16 protein-coding genes are annotated in these 17,814 nt (G+C 71.6%); 7 read left to right on the forward strand and 9 right to left on the reverse strand.

The window, feature by feature from the left end; translation table 11 throughout:
• Positions 1–342: 342 nt before the first annotated feature.
• The 5 genes from ACK8OX_RS15970 to holA all read left to right on the forward strand — a co-directional run bounded on the left by ACK8OX_RS15970 (position 343) and on the right by holA (position 6,916).
• Positions 343–1,665 carry a porin gene (locus ACK8OX_RS15970; protein WP_430665195.1) on the forward strand — a complete coding sequence of 441 codons (1,323 nt, stop codon included), beginning with the start codon at positions 343–345 and terminating at the stop codon, positions 1,663–1,665.
• A 170-nt stretch (positions 1,666–1,835) separates the two neighbouring features.
• Entirely contained in the window at positions 1,836–2,396 is a 561-nt protein-coding gene (locus ACK8OX_RS15975) for a DUF3576 domain-containing protein (RefSeq protein WP_430665197.1), read from the forward strand.
• A gap of 125 nt (positions 2,397–2,521) precedes the next feature.
• Positions 2,522–5,167 (forward strand): leucine--tRNA ligase, encoded by a 2,646-nt coding sequence (gene leuS, locus ACK8OX_RS15980; RefSeq protein ID WP_430665199.1) that lies wholly within the window; start codon positions 2,522–2,524, stop codon positions 5,165–5,167.
• A 1-nt stretch (position 5,168) separates the two neighbouring features.
• Entirely contained in the window at positions 5,169–5,864 is a 696-nt protein-coding gene (gene lptE / locus ACK8OX_RS15985; RefSeq protein ID WP_430665201.1) for an LPS assembly lipoprotein LptE, read from the forward strand.
• 38 nt (positions 5,865–5,902) lie between these two features.
• Positions 5,903–6,916, forward strand: a complete 1,014-nt coding sequence (holA, locus tag ACK8OX_RS15990) for a DNA polymerase III subunit delta (protein WP_430665202.1) — start codon at positions 5,903–5,905, stop codon at positions 6,914–6,916.
• A gap of 22 nt (positions 6,917–6,938) precedes the next feature.
• On the opposite strand, the gene ACK8OX_RS15995 is transcribed toward holA, so the two are convergent.
• The 6 genes from ACK8OX_RS15995 to ACK8OX_RS16020 all read right to left on the reverse strand — a co-directional run bounded on the left by ACK8OX_RS15995 (position 6,939) and on the right by ACK8OX_RS16020 (position 13,023).
• On the reverse strand, positions 6,939–7,808 hold the full coding sequence (locus ACK8OX_RS15995) for a ParB/RepB/Spo0J family partition protein (protein ID WP_430665203.1): 870 nt from the start codon (positions 7,806–7,808) through the stop codon (positions 6,939–6,941).
• Complete coding sequence (locus ACK8OX_RS16000; protein ID WP_430665204.1) at positions 7,805–8,602, reverse strand: ParA family protein; 798 nt, start codon at positions 8,600–8,602, stop codon at positions 7,805–7,807. The genes ACK8OX_RS15995 and ACK8OX_RS16000 overlap by 4 nt, the downstream gene beginning before the upstream one ends.
• Positions 8,595–9,224: a 16S rRNA (guanine(527)-N(7))-methyltransferase RsmG gene (gene rsmG, locus ACK8OX_RS16005; protein ID WP_430665206.1), complete on the reverse strand. Its 630-nt coding sequence runs from the start codon at positions 9,222–9,224 to the stop codon at positions 8,595–8,597. Before rsmG ends, ACK8OX_RS16000 begins: the two co-directional genes overlap by 8 nt.
• Before the next feature lie 42 nt (positions 9,225–9,266).
• A complete protein-coding gene (gene mnmG, locus ACK8OX_RS16010; protein WP_430665208.1) occupies positions 9,267–11,135 on the reverse strand; it encodes a tRNA uridine-5-carboxymethylaminomethyl(34) synthesis enzyme MnmG in 1,869 nt (622 codons plus the stop codon).
• Between the two features lie 68 nt (positions 11,136–11,203).
• The gene (mnmE, locus tag ACK8OX_RS16015; protein WP_430665210.1) at positions 11,204–12,532 is read right to left on the reverse strand and encodes a tRNA uridine-5-carboxymethylaminomethyl(34) synthesis GTPase MnmE; all 1,329 of its coding nucleotides are present in this window, start codon (positions 12,530–12,532) and stop codon (positions 11,204–11,206) included.
• Between the two features lie 110 nt (positions 12,533–12,642).
• The gene (locus ACK8OX_RS16020; protein ID WP_430665212.1) at positions 12,643–13,023 is read right to left on the reverse strand and encodes a (2Fe-2S) ferredoxin domain-containing protein; all 381 of its coding nucleotides are present in this window, start codon (positions 13,021–13,023) and stop codon (positions 12,643–12,645) included.
• Positions 13,024–13,235: 212 nt separating this feature from the next.
• Between ACK8OX_RS16020 and ACK8OX_RS16025 the strand changes: the two genes are divergently transcribed.
• Both ACK8OX_RS16025 and ACK8OX_RS16030 read left to right on the forward strand, forming a co-directional pair.
• Positions 13,236–13,757 carry a methylated-DNA--[protein]-cysteine S-methyltransferase gene (locus tag ACK8OX_RS16025; protein ID WP_430665214.1) on the forward strand — a complete coding sequence of 174 codons (522 nt, stop codon included), beginning with the start codon at positions 13,236–13,238 and terminating at the stop codon, positions 13,755–13,757.
• Complete coding sequence (locus ACK8OX_RS16030; RefSeq protein ID WP_430665215.1) at positions 13,754–14,725, forward strand: quinone oxidoreductase family protein; 972 nt, start codon at positions 13,754–13,756, stop codon at positions 14,723–14,725. The genes ACK8OX_RS16025 and ACK8OX_RS16030 overlap by 4 nt, the downstream gene beginning before the upstream one ends.
• 94 nt (positions 14,726–14,819) lie before the next feature.
• On the opposite strand, the gene ACK8OX_RS16035 is transcribed toward ACK8OX_RS16030, so the two are convergent.
• From ACK8OX_RS16035 to rho, 3 genes are all read right to left on the reverse strand, one after another.
• Positions 14,820–15,575, reverse strand: coding sequence for a GNAT family N-acetyltransferase (locus tag ACK8OX_RS16035; RefSeq protein WP_430665217.1), 756 nt, complete (start codon positions 15,573–15,575; stop codon positions 14,820–14,822).
• Between the two features lie 2 nt (positions 15,576–15,577).
• A complete protein-coding gene (locus ACK8OX_RS16040; protein ID WP_430665219.1) occupies positions 15,578–16,144 on the reverse strand; it encodes an HD domain-containing protein in 567 nt (188 codons plus the stop codon).
• Positions 16,145–16,317: 173 nt separating this feature from the next.
• On the reverse strand, positions 16,318–17,592 hold the full coding sequence (gene rho, locus ACK8OX_RS16045) for a transcription termination factor Rho (protein WP_430665221.1): 1,275 nt from the start codon (positions 17,590–17,592) through the stop codon (positions 16,318–16,320).
• Positions 17,593–17,814: the final 222 nt, after the last annotated feature.

Consider the following 17,814-nt stretch of genomic DNA (forward strand, 5'->3'; position numbering starts at 1 on the left):
GCTGGGGCGGCCGGCGGTGGCGCTGGGCGGGGTGTCGTCGGCGACGGCGGGGCGGCTGCCGCGGCGGGGCGCGGGGCGGGCCGAGGGGTTCGCGGCCATCAGTGGGCTGGCGCGGGGCGGCCAGCGAAATTCCCGGAAACACGCTGTTGCTTCACCGCCACAGTGTTTCAATGAAGACGCGATGCGCCTCTTTGGCCGGTGGACGTCGGTTCCGGGGCCGGACAATAGTCTCGACGGGCCTGACCGTGACGGGGGAGTAATCCACCAGCATGGCGCCCTGCCGAGGGGGGCAGGCGGGCCGACGCATGCCGGGGGCTACCCGGTACAGGAGGAGTAGAAAGCATGCGCAAGATTCTGCTGGGCACCACGGCGGTGGCTGGCGCTGCGCTTCTGAGCCTGGGCGTCGCCCAGGCCCAGGGTCTGCAGGGCTACCTGGCTGGCGAGCCGCGCGGCACGCCGTCCCCGACGACGGGCGTCCCGGGTTCGGCCGCCGCGCCGGGCACCTTCGGCGTCCGCCTCGGCGGTTACTTCGAGTTCACCGGCGGCTGGGTGGATGACACCGCCGACCGTCGCGCCGTGGCGATCGCTGCCGGCGCTGCCGGTCCGGCCCGCACGGTCGGCCGCGACAGCATCGACTTCAAGACCGACGCCGAGATCGTCGTGATCGTCAACGGCAAGGCCGCGAACGGCCTGGCCTACGGCGCGCAGATCGAGCTGCAGGTCGACAACTTCATCCCGCAGGCCGCCACCACGGCCGGCACGGGCGTCGACACCGACGAGTTCTGGGGCTACGTCTCCTCCCCGACCCTCGGCACCCTGATGTTCGGCGACCAGGACAGCGCCGCGTCGCAGATGGCCGTCTCCCTGCCGGGCGCCGTGCAGCAGCTCGGCATGTCGACGAACTGGGACGAGTTCGTGGCGCTCGCCGCCGACGGCAACCGCTACCTCGTGGCCGACATCAACGACGGCAACGACAGCTCCAAGGTCATCTACCTGTCGCCGCAGTTCTTCGGCTTCGACTTCGGCATCAGCTTCGCGCCGAACCGCCGCGAGGGCGAGGAGTTCCGCTCCGTCGTCTCCGGCCTGACGGCCGGCACGCAGGTGCTGCAGCGCGACCCGAACGACAGCAACCGCAACGAGCTGTCGGGTGCCATCCGCTACCGCGGCACCTTCGGCAACATCGGCGTGGCCGCCGGTCTCGCCGCGCACCGCATGGACGCGCCCGAGAACAACGCGAACCTGCAGGACATCACCGAGTACCAGGCCGGCCTGAACCTGTCCGGCTTCGGCTTCACGGTGGGCGGCATGTATCGCTGGGGCAAGTACGGCGGCGTGACCGGCTCGGCGCTGCCGGCCGGCCGCGCGAACTCCAGCACCTGGGGCCTCGGCGCGACCTACGTGACCGGCCCGTGGGCGCTGGGCGCCTTCTATGCCCGCGCCGAGCGTGACAACGGCGGCGCGCTCGCCGACCGGACCCAGTCGGTGTGGGGCCTCGGCGCCTCCTACCTGCTGGCCCCCGGCATGGAGCTGTTCGCGAACTACACGAGCGTGACCGACAAGAACATCGCGCCTGGCAGCGCGGCCGCTGTCGCGGCGGGCAACGGCCCGCTCGGCAACAACCGCGACATCGACGTGATCGTCATCGGCACCCGCATCACCTTCTGATCCCCTTCGGGGACCGGAAGGCCGAGCGAGGCCGGGAAGGGGGCGGCGGGGCAACCCGCCGCCCCTTTTCCTTTCGCCCCGGGCAAGGGGGCTGTCCTTTTCGCCCGGCGCGGCAGGGGCTAAGAAGCGGCTGCGGGGCCCGGCGCCCCGGACGGCTTGGGATGGAAATCATGCGGCGGCTCTGGAACCTTCTCTCGGTCGGCATCGTCGCCGGCGTGCTGGCCGGCTGCGGCACCCTGGCCGACAATGCGCGGACGCCGGGGCTCGACGAGTACAACGACGACAGCCGCCGCGCCCGCGTGCGCGGCCGCCTGGCCGGCGAGAACGGCATCCTCATCTTCGGCAACGACCGCAGCGGCGCGCAGCAGCGCGCGACCGGCGGCGGCGGCGAACAGGCGGCGGGCATCGGGGTGAACGCCTTCCTGTGGCGCGCCACGCTCGACACCCTGTCCTTCATGCCGCTGACCTCGGCCGATCCCTTCGGCGGCGTCATCGTGACGGACTGGTACTCGCCGCCCGGCACGCCGGGCGAACGCTTCAAGGCCACCGCCTACATCCTCAGCCGCCAGCTGCGTTCCGACGGGGTGCGGGTGGTGGTGTTCCGCCAGGAACTGCGTGGCAGCGCCTGGGTGGATGCGCCTGTCGCCGCCGGCACCGGCACCGAGATCGAGGACCAGGTGCTGAACCGCGCGCGCGAGCTGCGCGCGCAGTCCACGGCCGCCGCCCGCTGAACGCCTGCCGCCGGCACGGGCGCCGGCGGCCCCTTTCGCAGGCCTGATCCGCTCACGCACGCCCTTTGCAGCGGGGCGTCGCGGCTCTATGCGTGCGTCCGAGCAGGATCACGCAGCACAGCACGATGAACGAGATCACCGCCTCCGCCGCCACCCCGTCCCGCGACGCGGTGGCGCGCCACGACTTCGCCGCCGCCGAGCCCCGCTGGCAGGCGGAATGGGACCGGCGCGGCTGCTTCGCCGTGCCGGATGTGCCGCCCGAAGGCAGCAGCAAATACTACGTGCTGGAGATGTTCCCCTACCCCTCGGGCAAGATCCACATGGGGCATGTGCGGAACTACACCCTGGGCGACGTGGTGGCGCGCTACAAGCGCGCGCGCGGGCACCTGGTGCTGCACCCGATGGGCTGGGACGCCTTCGGCCTGCCGGCGGAGAACGCGGCCCGCGAACGCGGCGTGCACCCGGCGAAGTGGACCTACGACAACATCGCCAACATGCGCGCGGAGCTGAAGCGCATGGGCCTGTCGCTCGACTGGTCGCGCGAATTCGCCACCTGCGACGTCGAATACTACGGCCGCCAGCAGAAGCTGTTCCTGGATTTCTGGAAGGCCGGCCTGGTCGAGCGGAAGGAGAGCTGGGTCAACTGGGACCCGGTGGACGGCACCGTGCTGGCCAATGAGCAGGTGATCGACGGCCGCGGCTGGCGGTCGGGCGCGCTGGTCGAGAAGAAGAAGCTCAGCCAGTGGTTCCTGAGCATCACGAAATATGCGCCCGACCTGCTGCAGGCGCTCGACGGCCTCGACCGCTGGCCGGAGCGGGTGAAGCTGATGCAGGCCAACTGGATCGGCCGCAGCGAGGGCGCGCGGGTGCGCTTCCCCCTGGCGGAGCCGGTGGCCGGCATGGCGGAGGTGGAGGTCTTCACCACGCGCCCCGACACGCTGTTCGGCATGTCCTTCCTGGCTGTCGCCGCAGAGCACCCGCTGGCTGCCGCTGCCGCGGCGCGGGACCCGAGGGCGGCGGAATTCGTGGCTGAATGCCGCCGCATGGGTACCAGCGAGGCGGCGATCGAACAGGCGGAGAAGCGCGGCTTCGACACCGGCCTGCGCGTCGCGCATCCCTTCCTGAAAGGCGTGACCTTCCCGGTCTGGATCGCCAATTTCGTGCTGATGGAATACGGCACCGGCGCGATCTTCGGCTGCCCGGGCCATGATGAGCGCGACCATGAGTTCGCGTCGAAATACGGGCTTGCGATCAGGCCCGTCGTGCTGCCGCCGGGCGGCGATCCCGCCGGCTTCTCGGTGGCGGACGCCGCCTACACGGATGACGGCACGATCTTCAATTCCGGCTTCCTCGACGGACTGGCCGTGCCGGCCGCCAAGCGCCGTGCGATCGAGGCGCTGGAGGCGAAGGGCCAGGGCACGGGCGTGGTGAACTGGCGCCTGCGGGACTGGGGCGTCAGCCGCCAGCGTTACTGGGGCTGCCCGATCCCGGTCATCCACTGCGAGGCCTGCGGCGCCGTGCCGGTGCCGGACGACCAGTTGCCGGTGAAGCTGCCCGAGGATGTGGACTTCTCGAAACCGGGCAACCCGCTCGACCACCACCCGGGCTGGAAGCATGTAGCCTGCCCGTCCTGCGGCAGGGCGGCGCGGCGCGAGACCGACACCTGCGACACCTTCGTCGACAGCTCCTGGTATTTCGCGCGCTTCTGCTCGCCCCGCGCGGCGGAGCCGGTGACCGGGGCTGCGGTCGATGCCTGGCTGCCGGTGGACCAGTATATCGGCGGCATCGAGCACGCGATCCTGCACCTGCTCTACAGCCGCTTCTTCACCCGCGCGATGGCGGCCACCGGCCACCTGAAACTGGCCGAGCCCTTCGCCGGGCTGTTCACCCAGGGGATGGTGCAGCACGAAAGCTACAAGGGCGCCGATGGCCGCTGGCTCTACCCGGAGGAGGTGGAGTTCTCGGTCGAGGGCGACGGCACGCGCAGCGCCGTGGTCAAGGGCGGCAACGAGCCCGTGACGATCGGCCGCGTCGAGGCGATGTCGAAGTCGAAGCGCAACACGGTCGATCCCGGCGCCATCATCGGCCGCTACGGTGCCGACACCGCGCGCTGGTTCATCCTGTCGGACAACCCGCCGGAGCGGGACATGGAGTGGACGGAATCCGGCGTGGCCGGCGCCTTCCGCTTCACCCAGCGCGTCTGGCGCCTTGCCGCCAACGCCCTGCCCGCGCTGGCGCCGGCCGGGGCGCCGATGCCGGCCGCAGCCGGCCCGGCGCGCAAGCTGCGGCAGGTGACGCACCGCACCATCGCCGCCGTGACCGAGGCGCTGGAAAGCTTCGCCTTCAACGTGGCCGTCGCGCGCATCCACGAATTCGCGAACGCGATCGCCGAGATGGAGGCGCAGGCCGCCGCCGAAGGCATGGGCGCCGCCCGGCGCGAGGCGTTGGAGATGCTGGCGCGTCTTTCGGCGCCGATGATGCCGCATCTGGCCGAAGAAGTGTACGCCCTGCTGAACCCGGGCGCCGACCGCCTGGTGGCGCAACTGCCCTGGCCCGAGCCGGAGGCCGAGCTGCTGCGGGTGGAGGCGGTCACCCTGGCGGTGCAGGTGCTGGGCAAGCTGCGCGCGACGATCGAGGTGCCGGCCGGCACGGCGGAGGCGGAGATTTTCGCTCTGGCCGAGGCGGACGAGAACGTGCAGCGTGCGCTTGGCGGCAAGCCGATCAAGAAGCGGATCCATGTCCCGGGACGGGTGGTCAACTTCGTTGTCTGATATGGCGCGGGACCACGCCGCCCTGTCCGGGCGGCGCGCCTGGTTGCGCGGCGCGGCCGGGATGGTGGCGCTGGGCGCGGGGGGCTGCGGCTTCCGGCCGCTCCATGGCGAAGGCGGTGTCGCGGGGGCCGAGAGTCCTGCGGTGGCGCAGGAGCTTGCGGCAACGCGCGTGTCGCTCATTCCCGAACGCTTCGGGCAGTTGCTGCGGCGCGGGCTGCAGCAGCGGCTCGGCACCGGCGTCGGCGGGCCGCAGGTGGCGCGATGGGAATTGCGGGTCGGCCCTTCCATCCAGACCGAGGGCCTCGGCGTGCAGCGCGACGGCGCGGTCAGCCGGGTGCGCTACGTCGCGACCGCGAACTGGTGGCTCGTGCGCCTTTCGACCCCGCCCGAGACGGTGGCGAACGGCTTCGAACGGGCGATCGAGGCGTTCAACGTGCCGCCGAACCAGTTCTTCGCCTCGGATTCCAGCCGCGACGCGGCCGAGCGGCGGCTTGCCGAGATGCTGGCCGAGGAGGTGGCAACCCGCGTCGCGATCCGCTTCCGCACCGGCGTGACGGGCGGCACGTCATCGCTGATCCCGCCTGTCGAGGTTCCGGCGGCGCTGCCGGAGCGCCTCGTGCCCGGCGGGCCCGGCCTGCTGGAGCCCGGTGCCGGGACGATAGGCGGCGGGCTTGGCGGCGGGGTGGGGCTGCGGTGAGCGGGCCCGGCTGGCCGCCGCGCTGACCTGGAGGGTCGATGGCCAAGCTCGATGCGCGGCGCGCGGGTGCCGTGCTGGCCGATCCGTCCGGCGTGCGGGCGGTGCTGCTGCATGGCGACGATGCGGGCCTGGTGCGCGAACGCGCGGAGGGCTTGGTGCGGGCCGTCCTCGCCGGCGCGATGGACGACCCGTTCCGGATGGCCGAACTCGGCCGCGACGAAGCGGCAAAGCCGGGCGTGCTGGCGGGGGAGGCGGCGTCCCTGGCCATGACCGGCGGGCGGCGCGTGGTGCGCCTGCGCGAGGCGACGGATGCCCATGCCAGCGCCCTGAAGGAGGCCCTTGCGACGGCAGGCGAGGCGCTGCTGGTGCTGGAGGGCGGGGAGCTGACGGCGCGGTCCAAGCTGCGTGTCCTGGCGGAAGCCGCGCCCGAGGTGGCGGTGATCGCCTGCTACCGCGAGCGGGGTGAGGAGCTGGCCGGCAGCATCGGGCGGCTGCTGAAGGAGCAGGGCGTCGGCGCCGATCCGGCGGCGCTGTCCTGGCTGGCGGCGCGGCTCGGCGAGGATCGGATGCTGATGCGGCGCGAGGTGGAGAAGCTCGCGCTCTATGTCGGACCGGGCGGCAGGGTGGACGAGGAAGCGGCGCTGGCCTGCGGCGCGGAAGGCGATGCGCTGGAGCTGGACGAGGCGCTGATGGCGGCGACGGCGGGCGACGTGGCGGCGGCGGACAGGGCGCTGGACGCGGTCTTCGCGGAAGGCACGAGCCCGGTGCAGGTCCTCCGCGCGGCGCTGCGGCACCTGCAAAGACTGCATGAGGCGGCACTGGCGGGCGGCGATGCCGGGGTGCTGCGCCCGCCGGTCTTCTTCCGCCACAAGGGCGCCTTCGACCGGGCGCTTCGCATCTGGCCGGCGCCGGCGCGGGAAGCGGCCGGCGCCGCGCTGCTGGAGGCGGAGAAGCGCACCAAGACGACCGCCTTCCGGGACGCGGATGCGGCCCTGGCGCGCGCCGCGGTGGCAGCGGTGGCACGGCAGGCGGCGGGCTTCGGCCGCCGCTGAGCGCAGCCGCCCGGCAAGCCGCTCAGCCGGTGCCGGCCAGCAACCTGATCACGCCGTCCAGCTGGTCGAGGTCGCCGTAGCGGATCACGACCTCTCCCCCCTTGCCCTGGTGCCGGACGCTGACCTTGAGGCCGAGCTTCTCCGTCAGGTCCCGTTCGAGGGCGGCGATCTCCCGGTCCCGCACCGGCGCGCCGCCGGGTGGGCGGGCGCCGTCGGGGCGGGGACGTGAGGCCAGCGCCTCGGTCTGGCGGACATTGAGCCCACGCGCGACCACCTGCGCGGCCAGCCGGCCGGGATCGGGGGCGCCGATCAGGGCGCGGGCATGGCCGGCGGAGAGGACCCCGTTGCGCACGAGGTCGCGCACCGGCGAGGGCAGGCCGAGGAGGCGGATGGTGTTCGCCACATGGCTGCGGCTCTTGCCGACCGCCTGGCCGAGCGTCTCCTGCGTCAGGCCGAATTCCTCGAGGAGGCGGCGGTAGCCTTCCGCCTCCTCCATCGCGTTGAGGTCGGCGCGCTGGAGGTTCTCCACCAGGCCGGCAGCCATGGCCTCCCGGTCGCCGAGCTCGCGCACCACGACGGGGACTTCGTGCAGCTGGGCCAGCTGCGCGGCGCGCCACCGGCGCTCGCCGCCGATGATCTGGTAGCTGCCGGGGGCATCCGGCTTCTCCCGCACCAGGATGGGCTGGAGGATGCCGTGTTCCCGCACGGAGGCCGCGAGTTCGTCGAGGCTGGTGCGGTCCATGCCGCCGCGCGGCTGGAAGGGCCCGGGCTCGAGCGCCTCGACCGGCACCGAACGCAGGGCGGCGGAATCCGGCGGGGCGGGGGCGTCCGGGATCAGGGCGGACAGGCCGCGCCCGAGGCGGGAGGCGGGCTTGCGGGTGGTGCTCGTCATGGTTTCCGCGCCCGATCGCGCTTGAGGAACTCGGCCGCGAGCCGGACATAGGCCTGCGCGCCGGGTGAACGGAAGTCGTAGAGCAGCACCGGAAGCCCGTGGGAAGGCGCTTCGGTGACGCGCACGTTCCGCGGGATCACGGTGTCATAGACCTTGTCCTTGAAGAAGCTGCGCGCGTCGCTCGCGACCAGCTCGGACAGGTTGTTGCGGCGGTCCACCATCGTCAGGACGATGCCGTCGAGGCCGAGCCGCGGGTTCAGCGCGCGCTTCACGCGGTCGATCGTGCGCGTGATGTGGCTGATCCCCTCGAGCGCGAAGAACTCCGTCTGCAAGGGGACGATGACGCCATCCGCGGCGACCAGGGCGTTCAGCGTGATGAGGCCGAGCGAGGGGGGGCAGTCCAGGAAGACGAAGTCGAATCCGGCGAGCGCCGCGGCATTGGCGGCGAAGGCATTGGCCAGGCAACGCTCGCGCTGGTCCCGCCCGACGAGTTCGATCTCGGCGCCGGCGAGGTCGGGGTCGGCGGGCAGGAGGTGCAGGTTCGGGATCTGCGTGGCGCGGGCAAGGGCCGGAAGGGGCTGTCCTTCCACCAGCAGGGCGTAGCTTCCGGGGCTGCGTTCGTTGCGGGGGATGCCGAGGCCGGTGGACGCATTGCCCTGCGGGTCGAGGTCGAGCAGCAGCACCTTCCTGTCGGAAGCAAGCGCCGTGGCAAGGTTGATGGCCGTGGTCGTCTTGCCGACGCCGCCCTTCTGGTTGGCGAAGGCCAGGATGCGCGGGGGCTTGCCGTCAGGCATCAGCGGCGCTGCAACGGATGTCGTGGATGCGGAGGATGGTGGCCTCGGGGTCGGTCCGGCTTGCGAACTGCTCGGCGCGGAATGTCCATTCGACGGATGCGGCGGTCAACTCGGCGCTCGCCGTGCGCCCTTTCGGGAAGATGGCGGTCCCGCCCGGGGCGAGCAGGCGGGAGGCATGGCCCAGCAGCACCGAAAGCGGGGCGAGGGCGCGCGCGGTGACGACGCCCACCGGTGGAAGCCGCAGGTTCTCGATCCGTGTCGCATGCACGCGGACGTGGCGCAGGCCCAGCCGGGCGGCGGCTTCGGTCAGGAAGGCTGCCTTGCGGTGGTCGGACTCGACCAGATGGACGGGGCGATCGGTGGCCGCGGCAAGGACGAGGCCGGGGAAGCCGCCGCCGGAGCCGAGATCGGCGAGCGCAGTCGCGTCGTCCGGCAGGAGCGACAGGAGTTGCAGCGAATCGGCCAGGTGGCGGGTGCGGATCGCCTCGGGCGCGGCATCGGCGACGAGGTTGATCCGGGCATTCCAGCGCAGGAGCAGGTCGAGGAACGCGTCGAGGCGCCGGAGGGCGGCCGCGTCGAGCCGGGGCTCGGGGAGCGGTGCGGGCAGGGGGCGGCCCGGCATGTCCGACCCTTCATCCGGTCTTGCTTGAACCACGTCGAATCCTCAGCCCTGCGCGCCGCGCCGGAGATGGACGGCGAGGGCCGCGATGGCCGCCGGGGTGATCCCCGGAACCCGCCCGGCACTGCCCAGGCTGGCGGGACGGGCGCGGGAGAGGCGGCCCTGCATCTCGTTCGAGAGGCCCGGAACGCGGGAGAAGTCGAGACCATCGGGGATCGCCAGGCGCTCCTCACGCTCCAGCAGGCGCCGCTCCGCTTCCTGCCGACGGAGATGCGGGGCATAGGCGGCCTCGGCCTCGACCTGCAGGGCGACGTCGGATGGCAGCTCGGCGAGCCAGGGAAACACGACCGCGGCGGCCACGGCGGTGATGCCGGGAAGGGCGAGCACCTCGAGCGCGGTGCGCCGGCGGCCATCCTGGTTGATGTCGATCCCGGCCTCCGCCAGGGCGGCCGGCGTGGCAGTGGCCGAGGCGGCGCGGGCCATCGCATCCGCGACCGCGCCAGCGAAGGCTGCGTGGCGCCGCGCCCGTTCGCCCCCGATGCAGCCCCAGGCCATGCCCTGCCCGGTCAGCCGCAGCCCGGCATTGTCGGCGCGCAGGCTCAGGCGATGTTCGGCCCGGGCCGTCAGCATCCGATAGGGTTCCGACACCCCTTGCAGCACCAGGTCGTCGATGAGAACACCGATATAGGCTTCGGACCGTCGCAGCACCCGGTCTGGACACGCCCCGCCCGCCCGCAGCGCGGCGTTCAGCCCGGCCATCACGCCCTGCCCCGCCGCTTCCTCGTAGCCGGTGGTGCCGTTGATCTGCCCGGCCAGGAACAACCGGGGGACCGACTTCACCTCGAGCGATGGATGCAGCACGCGGGGATCGACATGGTCGTACTCGATCGCATAGCCCGGCTTCAGGACCCGTGCCCTCGACAGCCCGGGCATCGAGGCGATCAGCCGCGCCTGGATGTCCTCCGGCAGGCTGGTGGAGATGCCGTTGGGATAGACGGTGTCGTCGTCCAGGCCTTCCGGTTCCAGGAACACCTGGTGCCTGTCGCGGTCGGCGAAGCGGACGACCTTGTCCTCGATGGACGGGCAGTAGCGTGGGCCGGCCCCCTGGATGCGCCCGCCATAGACGGCGCTGCGGTGCAGGTTGGCCCGGATCAGCGCATGGGTTTCGGGCGTGGTGCTGGTGATGCGGCAGACCACCTGCGGGTTGCGGATGCGGTCCGTCAGCCAGGACAGGGGCTCGGGCGGGTCATCCCCGGGCTGCGGCTCCAGCATGTCCCAGTCGATGCTGCGCCCGTCGAGCCGGGGCGGCGTTCCGGTCTTGAGTCTTGCCAGGGGCAGGCGAAGGCGTTCCAGCGCGAGGGCCAGGCCGATCGCGGGCGCATCGCCACGGCGGCCGGCGGGGATCCGCTGCTCGCCCAGGTGGATTTCGCCCCGCAGGAAGGTGCCCGTCGTGATGACGAGGGCGCCGCAGGCGATGCGGAGGCCGCCCGCCAGGATGACCGCGGAAACCTCGCACTCTCGGCCGATCTCCAGGTCCTCGGCGCTGCCTTCGTGAAGGGTCAGGTTGGGGGTGGCGTCCAGCAGTTGCCGGACGGCCCGGCGGTACAGCTTGCGGTCGGCCTGCGCGCGAGGCCCGCGCACCGCCGGCCCCTTGCTGCGGTTCAGCAGCTTGACATGGATCGCCGCCATATCGGCGGCGCGGGCCATCAACCCATCCAGCGCGTCGATCTCGCGCACCAGATGCCCCTTGCCGATCCCTCCGATCGCGGGGTTGCAGGACATCTCGCCGATCGTGTCGAGGCGATGGGTCAGCAGCAGGGTCCGGGCGCCGCAGCGCGCGGCCGCCGCCGCGGCCTCGCATCCGGCGTGCCCACCGCCGACCACCACGACATCGAAGCGCATCGTCCCGTCCATGCGGCGCGATATAGCGCATTCCGGGCCGATGTCTGTTGCCTAGGATGCAGACGCGGCCTGCGTGCGCCCTATTTCCCGATGCAGAAGTCGCGAAAGACGGAATCGAGGATGGCCTCCACTTCGACCCTTCCCGTCAGGCGCCCCAGCGCCTGCAGCGCCGCGCGGTAATCCTCGGCGGCGAGTTCCGGAAGGCGGGCCTGCTGCGCGGCGGCCAGCGCGGCCATCGCCTCGGCGATCGCGGCCCTGTGGCGTGCCCGCGTCAGCACGGGAGCGGCGCCGATGCCGGCGAGACGCTGCGCTTCCTGCGCCAGGGCGGCGCGCAGCCCGGCGAACCCGTCGCCGGTGCGGGCGCTGACGGGCAGGACCCGGCGGCCCGCGAGTTCGACCGGCACGGGGGCGAGATCGCTCTTGTTCACCACCACCAGGCTGTCCGCGCGCTGCCCCAGGAGGTCGAGCGTTTCCCGTTCGGGCGTGCGGTCCGCGGCGAAGACGGCCATGACGATGTCGGCATTCCTGCCCAGCGCCTCGGCGCGACGCACGCCCTCCTCCTCGATCTCGTCCGTGGTGCTGCGCAACCCGGCGGTGTCGGAGATGAAGGCCGGCACACCCGCGAGGTCGAGGCGGCTTTCCACCACGTCGCGCGTCGTGCCGGGCCGGGCCGAGACGATCGCGGCCGGGCGGCCGAGGAGAAGATTGAGCAATGACGACTTGCCGGCGTTCGGCGCGCCGAGGATGGCGACCGACAATCCCTCCCGCATCCTCTCTCCACGGCCACCGTCGTCGAGATGGGCAGCCATCTCGGCAGCGAGCGCATGGGCGGCCAGGCGCGCCTTCTCGTCCAGGTCGCTCGGCAGGTCGTCCATCTCGAATTCGATCGCTGCTTCCTGGTGGGCAAGGATGCGGGTGGCCCTCGCGACCCAGTCTCCATAGAGGTGCGACAGGGCGCCGTCCGCTTGGCGCAGGGCCTGGCGGCGCTGGCCCTCCGTCTCGGCCTGGATGAGGTCCGCGATCGCCTCGCACTGCGTCAGGTCGAGCTTGCCGTGTAGGAAGGCACGGCGCGTGAATTCGCCCGGCTCCGCAGGCCGGCATCCCAACCGGATGAGGGCGCCCGACACCGCCTCCCAGACGGCGGTGCCGCCGTGCAGGTGCAGTTCCGCCGCGCTCTCGCCCGTGTAGCTGGCCGGGCCGGGGAACCACAGGACAAGCGCGTGATCCAGCACCTCCCCGCTGCCGGGCGCGAGGAGGCGCCGGAGGCTTGCATGGCGCGGGCGCGGCAGCCTGCCGCAGAGGGCCGAAAGGACCCGCCCGCTCTCTCCACCGGACAACCGGACCAGGGTGACTGCGGCTGCCCCTGTTCCAGATGCGCGCGCGAAGATGGTGTCGAGGGCACCGGTCACGCAGCAATCCAGCCGCGAACCTGCCGCGTCGAGTGTTTCACGTGAAACACTCCAGTGGTGACAGGGATGTGGCAGGACGCGGTTTCAGGGCAGCCGGCAGGGTGCATCGGTCACCCCTTCCCGACGATGTCCTGCTCCGTAATCATGAGCCGGTGCGCCCTTCCGCCCTGGACGAGATGCGCTTCGAGGATCTCGTCCACATCGCCCCGGGTCTTCGGGCTGTACCAGATGCCCTCCGGATAGATGACCATGGTCGGCCCGAATTCGCATCGGTCCAGGCAGCCGGCCTGGTTCACCCGGACCTGCTTCAGCCCGAGCTCCTTGGCCCTCGCCTTCATGTAATCGCGCAGGTCCTCGCTGCCGCGCGCCGCGCAGGACCCCCGGCGGTGTCCGTCCGGCCGCCGGTTGCAGCAGACGAAGACATGGGCCCGGAAGTAGGGCGGCGGGTCCGTTTCCGACATTGCGGGGATCGCGTCAGGAAGGTCGGTCACGGCAATCTCCTTGGGTCGGGCGCCTGGTCCCGCGATGTAGCGGCCGGGGCGCGCTGCCGCCAGGGCCGGGCATGGCCCGACATGCGCCTTCCACCTCGGCCCTAGCCAGCCCCGCAGCGCCCGGCCCGGTCGCGCCGATCCTCCCGCAACGCACCCCCGCTTGACGGAAGGCCGCCGGTTGTGGCGCATGGCGCGCCTCCTGGATCCCCGGAATGCCGCAACTCACCTGCCTCACCCCGATCGGCGAGATCACCGTCTCGGAAGAGGACGGCAGCATCGTCGCACTCGACTGGGGCCGCGGTCGCGACCAGACGCGCAGCACGCTGCTGGTGGAAGCAGTGGGACAGATCCAGGACTACTTCGACGGACGCCGGATGCGTTTCGACCTGCCCCTCGCGCCGCATGGCTCCGCTTTCCAGCGGCGTGTCTGGCAGGCCCTCCAGGACATTCCCCCGGGAGAGACGCGGTCCTATGGCGACCTTGCCCGACTTCTCGGCTCCGCTGCCCGCGCCATCGGCCAGGCGAATGGCGCGAACCCCATCCCGATCCTGATCCCCTGCCACCGCGTCGTCGCCACCGGCGGCATGCTTGGCGGCTATTCCGGCGGGGAGGGACCTGCGACCAAGCGCTGGCTGCTCGACCACGAGCGCCGGGCCGGATGCTCGCCGGGCGATCCGCTCGCCCTCCTCGCCCCGATGGGCAGAACCAACCTTCCAGGGACCGCATCGTCATGAACCATGCCATCCGCGTCCACGAATATGGCGGCCCCGAGCAGATGATCTGGGAGGACGTGCCCCTGCCGGCGCCGAAGCCCGGCGAGGCCCTGGTGCGCCACCGTGCCGTCGGCCTGAACTACATCGACGTGTATTTCCGCACGGGCCTCTACAAGGCACCGTCCCTGCCCGCGACGATCGGGATGGAGGCGGCCGGCGTGGTCGAGGCGGTCGGGGAAGGCGTGACCCATGTGGCGCCCGGCGACCGCGTCGCCTATGCCACCGCCCCGATCGGCGCCTATGCCGAAGCCCGCACCATCAAGGCGGACCGTCTGGTCAAGGTGCCGGACGCGATCTCGCTCGAGCAGGCGGCGGCGATGATGCTCCAGGGAATGACCGCCTGCTTCCTGCTGACCCGCACCTACAAGGTCCAGCCCGGCCAAACCATCCTCATCCACGCCGCGGCGGGCGGCGTCGGCCTGATCATGACGCAATGGGCCAAGCATATCGGCTGCACCGTGATCGGCTGCGTCAGCACGGAGGAGAAGGCCGCCCTCGCCCGCGCCCACGGGGCCGATCACGTCGTGGTCGGCATCGAAGCGCTTCCCGCACAGGTGAAGGAGATCACCGGAGGCGCGATGCTGCCCGTCGTCTTCGACAGCGTCGGCCGCGACACCTTCACCACATCCCTCGACTGCCTTGCCCCCTACGGCATGATGGTGTCCTTCGGGAATGCCTCGGGTCCGGTGACGACCGATATCGGCATCCTCGCCGCCAAGGGCTCGCTCTACCTCACGCGGCCGACCCTCGCGACCTACACCGCGAAGCGCGAGGACCTGGAAGCGCATTCCGCGGCGCTCTTCGACGTGGTCGCGCAGGGCAAGGTGAACATCCGGGTCAATCAGACCTTCGCCTTGAAGGATGCGGCCGAAGCGCACCGTGCCCTCGAGGCACGGAGGACGACCGGCAGCACCGTCCTGCTCCCGTAGTGCCCGCCCGCGCCAGGGATTGGCGGCGGCGTGACCCGGAGCCCTGGGTCACGCCACCGCCGAAGGCAAACCGGGCACAGGCCCGCCGGATGGCTCACGCCCGGACCAGGTACCGGTAGCGATACCGCTCCCGCAGCCCGAGCCCGGCATTGAGCGCGAGCGACGCGGCATTGGCGCAGGACACCTGCGCATAGGCGAACTCCGCCCCCATCCCGCGAGCCCAGCACCCCGCCGCCGCCATCACCCGCTGCCCAAGGCCGCGGCGGCGGAATTCCGGTCGCACCGCCAGATCGAACAGCCCGGCAAGGGGGCCATCGGCCGTCGCGAAGGCGCAGGCGGCCGGGACGCCGCCCTCGTGCAGCAACAGCCAGGCTGCAGGCATGCCCAGCAGGTCCTTCATGCCGAGCTTCTCGGCCCGCCGCGCCGGAACCTGATGCTCCGCCGTGCCGACGACCTCCATCCATTCGGGGTCCGGACCATCGAGGACCGTCACCGCGTCATCGGCGCGCGCGAAGCCGGCAAGCGGCCCGCAGAGCACCTGGCTCTCATCCACCTCCCGGTAGCCCCGGCCCAGCAACAGCGGGCCCAGCCCGATCGGGTCGAGGGGTGTCGAGCGGAAGCGGCAGGCACGCCCGAACCGGGCATAGAAGGCTTCCACCCGGGCGACCCTCTCCGGCAGCGCCGGGTCCTCGGCGGGGTCGAGCGAGCACGCCGAATTGGCGCGTCCCGTGCCGCCCAGGAAGGTCCTGACCACGAAGGGTCCCTCGAACAGCAGGCGTGGCGCGGGCACCGCGGCCAGCGTCGCTCGCTCGATCGCGCGGATGCCGGGCAGGCCTGCATCCCCGGCCATGCTCACGCCTCCGCCGCCAAGCGGGCCATCACGTCGCGATAGGTGCGGTCGAACAGGGCGTCGAGCGCGGGGCTCGCGCCCTTCAGCCCGGCCGCCACGCGGCCGGCCCAGCCGACATACTCGACCTTGCGACCATGGTCCCAATGCGGCGGCGGGCTATCGGCGATGGCGCGCAGGTTGGAGATCTTGTCCGCCAGCTTCAGCATCTTCGCCCCCGCGCTCCGCCCCGCCGCATGGCGCACCTGCAGCGCCTTCCGGGTCTCCTTGGGAAGGGAGGTGTCATCCGTCGCCTCGGCAACCAGGCCGGCCACGGCCTCGCCGAATTCCGCGACGAGATGCCCATGCGTGACCGGCTCGGGGTCGTCGCCGCTGTCCTCCACCGTGTCATGCAGCAGGCCGGCCAGCACCGCCTCCTCCGGCGCGCCATGCTCGGCAAGGATCTGCGCCACTTCGAGGACGTGGTTCACATAGGGCTCGGCGGACGCCCCCTTGCGGCGATGGGTGGCATGCACGCGGGCGGCGAAGACGGCCGCGCGCAGCAGCCGTGCTGACAGGGATGGCTCTGGCATCGTCGGGCTGAACTCCTCGGCCGCATCCTGCGCGATGCCACACAAGGCTGCCCAGGGGGGGAGGGCGGCCATGCGCCGCATCGGCGGCGGCCCGGCGCCGCGCGAAGGGCCGTCAGCCGTTCATGCCGCCGCGCCCCCGCCGCACGGCGGGGGGGGCGCGGCGGCGGACACCGTCAGGTGTTCATCGCGTCGAAGAAGTCCTGGTTGGTCTTGGAATACTTCAGCTTGTCCAGCAGGAACTCCATCGCGTCCTGCGTGCCCATCGGGTTCAGGATGCGGCGCAGCACCCACATCTTGGACAGCATCCCGCGCTCCACCAGCAGTTCCTCCTTGCGGGTGCCGGACTTGGTGATGTCGATCGCGGGGAAGGTCCGCTTGTCGGACAGCTTGCGGTCGAGGATGAGCTCCGAATTGCCGGTGCCCTTGAACTCCTCGAAGATCACCTCGTCCATGCGGCTGCCGGTGTCGATCAGCGCGGTCGCGATGATGGTGAGCGAGCCGCCTTCCTCGATGTTGCGCGCCGCGCCGAAGAAGCGCTTCGGGCGCTGCAGCGCATTGGCGTCCACGCCGCCCGTCAGCACCTTGCCCGAGGACGGCACGACCGAGTTGTAGGCGCGGCCGAGGCGCGTGATGGAATCCAGCAGGATCACCACGTCCCGCTTGTGCTCCACCAGGCGCTTCGCCTTTTCCAGCACCATCTCGGTGACCTGGACGTGGCGCGTCGCCGGCTCGTCGAAGGTCGACGCCACGACCTCGCCGCGCACGGTGCGGGCCATGTCGGTCACCTCCTCCGGCCGCTCGTCGATCAGCAGCACGATGAGGAAGACGTCGGGGTGGTTGGCGGTGATGGACTTGGCGATGTTCTGCAGCATCACCGTCTTGCCGGTGCGCGGCGGCGCGACGATCAACGCGCGCTGGCCCATGCCGATCGGCGCGACCAGGTCGATGACGCGGTGCGTGTAGTCCTTGGTCGGACCCTTCGCCACGCTCTCGATGTCCGGGTTCTCCATCTTGAGCCGGCGCGTCGGGTAGAGCGGGGTGAGGTTGTCGAAGTTGATGCGGTGGCGCAGCGCCTCGGGCGGCTCGAAGTTGATCGTGTCCACCTTCAGCAGCGCGAAGTAGCGCTCGCCGTCCTTCGGCGCGCGGATCTGGCCCTCCACCGTGTCGCCGGTGCGCAGGCCGAAGCGGCGCACCTGCGCGGGGGAGACGTAGATGTCGTCCGGCCCGGGCAGGAAGTTGGCCTGCGGGCTGCGCAGGAAGCCGAAGCCGTCGGGCAGGATCTCCAGCGTGCCGTCGCCGTAGATCGCCTGCTCGTTCTCCGCCAGCGTCTTCAGGATCGCGAACATGATGTCCTGCTTGCGCAAGCTGGACGCGTTCTCGATCTGCAGCGACTCGGCGAAGGCGAGCAGGTCGGCCGGGGTCTTGGCCTTGAGTTCGGAAAGATGCATGGCGTCGCGTCCGTCGTGCGCGAGGAAGGGGCAGGCGGAACCCCGGGACCGGTGGGACAGGCGGCGCGCCGCTAGGCGCGGCCAGCATGCCCTTGACCGTGCCGCGCGCCCGATAAGAGGGCTTGAACCGCGGCAACCTGGGGGCTGGAAGGGAGGGATCGGCGATGTCCCGATGGGCACCGCAGGCTGGAGACCGCCCGCAATCCCGTGTCGTGACGCCCG

This window comes from Falsiroseomonas sp. CW058 (genome assembly GCF_050563535.1).
Lineage (GTDB): Bacteria > Pseudomonadota > Alphaproteobacteria > Acetobacterales > Acetobacteraceae > Falsiroseomonas.

What these genes read in the sequence shown, in the direction of transcription:
- ACK8OX_RS15970 (WP_430665195.1), top strand. Translation starts at nt 343, where the DNA reads ATGCGCAAGATTCTGCTGGGCACCACGGCGGTGGCTGGCGCTGCGCTT.
- ACK8OX_RS15975 (WP_430665197.1), top strand. Translation starts at nt 1,836, where the DNA reads ATGCGGCGGCTCTGGAACCTTCTCTCGGTCGGCATCGTCGCCGGCGTG.
- leuS (WP_430665199.1), top strand. Translation starts at nt 2,522, where the DNA reads ATGAACGAGATCACCGCCTCCGCCGCCACCCCGTCCCGCGACGCGGTG.
- lptE (WP_430665201.1), top strand. Translation starts at nt 5,169, where the DNA reads ATGGCGCGGGACCACGCCGCCCTGTCCGGGCGGCGCGCCTGGTTGCGC.
- holA (WP_430665202.1), top strand. Translation starts at nt 5,903, where the DNA reads ATGGCCAAGCTCGATGCGCGGCGCGCGGGTGCCGTGCTGGCCGATCCG.
- ACK8OX_RS15995 (WP_430665203.1), bottom strand. Translation starts at nt 7,808, where the DNA reads ATGACGAGCACCACCCGCAAGCCCGCCTCCCGCCTCGGGCGCGGCCTG.
- ACK8OX_RS16000 (WP_430665204.1), bottom strand. Translation starts at nt 8,602, where the DNA reads ATGCCTGACGGCAAGCCCCCGCGCATCCTGGCCTTCGCCAACCAGAAG.
- rsmG (WP_430665206.1), bottom strand. Translation starts at nt 9,224, where the DNA reads ATGCCGGGCCGCCCCCTGCCCGCACCGCTCCCCGAGCCCCGGCTCGAC.
- mnmG (WP_430665208.1), bottom strand. Translation starts at nt 11,135, where the DNA reads ATGGACGGGACGATGCGCTTCGATGTCGTGGTGGTCGGCGGTGGGCAC.
- ACK8OX_RS16025 (WP_430665214.1), top strand. Translation starts at nt 13,236, where the DNA reads ATGCCGCAACTCACCTGCCTCACCCCGATCGGCGAGATCACCGTCTCG.
- ACK8OX_RS16030 (WP_430665215.1), top strand. Translation starts at nt 13,754, where the DNA reads ATGAACCATGCCATCCGCGTCCACGAATATGGCGGCCCCGAGCAGATG.
- ACK8OX_RS16035 (WP_430665217.1), bottom strand. Translation starts at nt 15,575, where the DNA reads ATGGCCGGGGATGCAGGCCTGCCCGGCATCCGCGCGATCGAGCGAGCG.
- ACK8OX_RS16040 (WP_430665219.1), bottom strand. Translation starts at nt 16,144, where the DNA reads ATGCCAGAGCCATCCCTGTCAGCACGGCTGCTGCGCGCGGCCGTCTTC.
- rho (WP_430665221.1), bottom strand. Translation starts at nt 17,592, where the DNA reads ATGCATCTTTCCGAACTCAAGGCCAAGACCCCGGCCGACCTGCTCGCC.